The following is a 2751-nucleotide window of genomic DNA, read 5'->3' as shown; positions in this document are numbered from 1 at the left end:
CCCCTTGGCGCGATGGGCGGTGAGCAGCAGCAGCCCTCGCTGGTCACCGCGCGTGTCCCTGCACCATTCGGCAATCCATTCGACCAGATCGGGAACGGCCATCTCGCTTTCACCGATCTCTCGCGCCAGAGCGTCTAGCCCTTCGCCAAGCAGTTCGGTCCAGCGGTTCGCGGGCTGGCGTTCGAGATGCCGGCGCATGACCTCAACGCCCAGAACCGGCGCGGGGTCTGCTTTGCAAAGCTCGATGAAAAGCTGCGTCTCGCGTAGGCGCCAGATGCTGGGCAAATGCTCGTTGGCCAACTCAACCGGAATGCCTTTGGATTCGGCATAGCTGCGCACTGGCTCGAGCAGCTTCCAATTGCGCGCGATGATGGCAGTTTTCGACCAGTCCCAGTCAGGATCGAGGTTGGAGAGACGGATGAGCTCATCCACCGACGCACAGGCCCTGTCGGCCCAAGTGCCCGGGCAGGACAGGACCTGCACCCGCCCCTGCCCCACGGGATCGAGCCGCGCCATCGCGCCGCCCGCAGCTTCTTTCAGGCGGGCACGGTTGATGATGATGTCGTGCCCCAGTTTCATCCGCTCGGCCGCAGGTGCAATCACGGCATTGGCGGCATCGATAATGTGGCGGGTAGAACGATAGTTCTCGACCAGGAATTCAGGCTTTGCCCGGTAGTCCTCCTCGAACCGGCGGATATATTCCACCGACGCGCCGTCGAAGGCATAGATGTTCTGGTCATCGTCGCCGACGGCAAACAGGCTCAGCTTCATATCCGGATCGTCGAGTGACCGACCCGCGACAGCGGCGATCAGCGCATAGGCTTCTGGTCCGATGTCCTGATATTCATCGACCAGGATCCAGCGATAGCCCTGGATCAGCGCATCGCGCTGGGCCTCGGCCTCGCTCTTGCTTAGCCCTTCCCCCTGCAATTGCCGGACAGCTTCGTTAATCACTTCATCAAAGGCTTGATTGTCGGCGGGAGCACCGACGAAGCTTGCGCCCACCAATCGCATCGCCAGAGCATGGCAGGTCGAGACCGTAACGCCCCTGGCATCATCACCGATCAGCTGGCGCAGCCGCGCGCGGATCTCGGTGACGGCATGGCGATTGTAGCTCAGTACGAGGATGCCGTTCGGGTTCTCGCGCCTCACACGGATGAGATAGGCAATGCGATGGACCAGTGTGCGGGTCTTGCCCGAGCCGGGCCCTGCCAACAACAGCACATTGGTTTGCTCACGATCGTCGCTAACAATCCTTTGCTGCACGGGATTGCCGAGATCTTCGACAATTGCCTGCCAGGATGCAGGGGTGGTCTGGCGCCGGATCGCAATACGCTCGCCTGGCAGCCAGCGATCGAGGAATGTATCCTGATCGAGCGTGAAATAGTCTTCCGACAGATGCTGCGCATGCTTGATCGACAGAAGCCCCTTGCGCGCATAGGCCGCCATCACGTGGGTCTGGATCGTCTGCTCGCTGTAGTGGTCCTCAAGCGGCATGAAGTTTTGCCGCGTGAACTTGTCGTTGCCAGGCCTCAGGTGAATGGTCATCGCCTGGCGGAACACCGTCAGCCCCTTGCCCAGCGTCATGATCTCCTGCTCGTGCATCCAGAGCATGGCGCGGTTCAGTAGCTTGGTGGGATCCTTCACCTCGGTGCGCAGAAAGACATCGGAGGTAATCACCGCCGTCAGCGCGCCGATGGTCGTTTCAACCTGCAAATCCTTGCCGCGCTTACCCTTGGGGAGCTTGCCGACGAAATGCTTGAGTAGGTTCTCAGCGCCATCCCGGCGGATCGAAGACGTGCGCGCCAGCGTATCCCAGGATCGCTGCAGCTTTACGTAAAGCGTATCGCGCGATTGCTTGCGGACATAGAGATTGCCCCTGCCTCCGTCCTCATCGCGGCCATCCTGAGCAAGGCCCCGCAGCATCTTGTCGATGATATCGGGCCGTGCCTTATCATGCCCTTCGTCGCGCAGCTTCTGGCAGATCTGCGACAGCTGGAGCGGAAAGGTCCCCTCCCCTTCGGCATCGGGTTCGGTTTCGCGCATGACATCGATCAGCGCGGCCTCAAGGCTGGCTGCCTGCCGCAAGCGTTCGCTCGATTGTCCTTCGACGCCAACGTGGATGAATACGGTGATCGCCGTATCATCGCGCGCGATACCGAGCACTTCCAGGTCATGGAGCGCCTTGGGCAGCGCGCGCGGGCTAAGGCCGCTGACTCCTGCCAGTTCATCGGTTGAGATCCCTTCATCGGGCGAGGCGCTCATGAGATGGCGAACGATGGAGATGAGTTGCTTGCGCCGCGCGCCAGTGATCGCCGCTCTGGCGAGAATATCTTCGGCGTGTTTCAGGGTCGGAACGGTGAGCGAAGCCGGAAAGATACGGACCCGGTTCTCCTCGCGCGCCAGAAGCTTGCTTTCTTCAAGCCAGGCTACCGCCGTTTTGACCCGCGTATCGTCGGTGAGCTTGTCCCGCTCGAAATCGTGATCCTGCTCGGCGCGGACGATCTCGCCGGACGTCGCGACCACATCGCCATGTTTGGTGGTCTTATCATCGAGGCGGCGCAGGGCCTTGAGGATGGCGCCAATTTCATGCCGCGCAAGACGGGAGCGGGCCGAGAGCGTGAATTGCCGCTCCACATCGTCGTCAGCAAACAGCAGCACGCAATCGGCATGCTCACGGTCACGCCCGGCGCGCCACGCTTCCTGCAGATAGTTCTCGAGCGATCCCGGGATATCGCCATGCACGACGAG

2 protein-coding genes are annotated in these 2751 nt (G+C 61.4%); one reads left to right on the top strand and one right to left on the bottom strand.

All coding sequences use genetic code 11. The annotated features are described in order from the left end of the window. Nucleotides 1-2265, bottom strand: a 2265-nt coding sequence (locus AAFM29_RS16965; protein ID WP_341713918.1) for a UvrD-helicase domain-containing protein, incomplete at its 3' end; no start/stop codon positions are given. A 3-nt stretch (nt 2266-2268) separates the two neighbouring features. Here AAFM29_RS16965 and AAFM29_RS16960 point away from each other — a divergent pair. Then, on the top strand, nt 2269-2751 hold a 483-nt coding region (locus AAFM29_RS16960; protein ID WP_341713917.1), incomplete at its 3' end, for a hypothetical protein.

It is taken from the genome of Erythrobacter sp., assembly GCF_038133525.1.
Taxonomy (GTDB): Bacteria; Pseudomonadota; Alphaproteobacteria; order Sphingomonadales; family Sphingomonadaceae; genus Qipengyuania.
The sequence above is the reverse complement of the archived record's forward strand: the minus strand, read 5'-3'. Positions and strand labels throughout refer to the sequence as shown.